General features: G+C 64.2%; 1 pseudogene. It reads right to left on the bottom strand.

Annotation, left to right across the window (positions count from 1 at the left end):
• Window positions 1-1,296: pseudogene (locus NW852_RS04440) on the bottom strand (type II secretion system protein); the annotation flags it as partial.

The raw sequence follows: 1,296 nt of genomic DNA, 5'->3' as shown, positions 1-1,296 counted from the left end.
CAAAAGGTGCTAGGTTAGCTGGATTATCGATAGCGTCGCGCACGCAGGCCCAGCGCTGGTCGTTGGTGGCGCTGTCCAAATTGGTCGTTGGACAACGCGGCGCACTGCTGGTGTAGCCGTTGTTAAATTGACCGATGGGCTCCGGCACCCCCTGTGCCGGGAACACTGGATCCGGCCAGCGCACCGCCCGCAGGTAGGGCAGGTTGGTGCTTTGAACATCTTGGGGCAGAGGGCCCACCTCCTGGCCGCTGGGGTTGGTGGCAAACCCTGTGTTGCGGTTGTACTGATTCCGCGGGTTGGTGATCCAGCCGTTGTAGTACTCGGCCAGCAGACCAGCGCCGCCAGGGTTCGGGCAGGGCCCGATGGGAGCCACCATCACCCAGCGGGAGGTATCCAGCACCGGGTTGCCCAAGGCCGAGATGCGCACGCCGAAGTTGGCATAGTCCCTATCTGGCGCCCGCAACTGCCGCACCTCAGGCACGCCACTGCCCGCCGTCCGGTCATCGGTGCTGTTGCGGCCCTCAAAGATGGTGTCGCGGGCAAACACGTCCGGCCAGCCGGGCTGGTTGGTGTTGTCGCCCAGGTTCTGGGCCCCGCCGGTGTTGTCGAAGCGCAGGACACCGGCGCCAGCGTTATTCGGATCCGGAGCCGGCCAGTTGTCGCCCCGGATCACCAGCGCCTGGTTGAGGAAGGAGGTGTTGGCCCCGAGGTTTGGCCCGCTGCAGCCGTAGTAGTCGTTGCGGCGAGGAGCCGAGGCCCGCTGTGGGCTGCCCTGGTAGTCGCGGTTGGCCACAAAGCTGCTGCCGCCGCCGTTGAGGGTGCCATCCTGGACAAAGCCGTCGTCAATGCTGCCATCGCAGAAATCGGCAGAGAGGATATTGACCGAGTCGCCTATGATCTCGCTGGGCCGCCAGAGATCCTCCGCTGCCCGGGCAAAGCGCCGATCCTCATTCCTCCGGAGTCGCCCGTAGAAGTTGTCGTAAAGGCCGTCTGATCCAAAAGTGAGGCGAGTGGTGAACTCCTCCAACCGATCGCCTCCCCTCGTCCGGTGCAGGTTAAAGTCCCCTTGGATGTAGACAGGGTTATCAGAGATGAAGGAGAGGCCAAAGACGGCTTCATCGAGGTCAAACCCGCCGCGGGCCAGCACCGCCCCGTTGCGCAGCCGGAAGCCATAGGGCCGCCGATCCGGATCGGGGTAGTAGTCCACCGGCTTGGGACTGAGGCCCTCGTTGGAGACAGGCGGATCGCCGACCAGTTGGTTGCGACCAGGCTGACCGGCATTCATGATGAGGGAAG

Origin of the sequence: Synechococcus sp. H60.1 (genome assembly GCF_047462335.1) — a bacterium.
Classification (GTDB): domain Bacteria; phylum Cyanobacteriota; class Cyanobacteriia; order Thermostichales; family Thermostichaceae; genus Thermostichus.
Note: the sequence above shows the minus strand (reverse complement) of the source record. Positions and strands in the feature narration are given on the sequence as shown.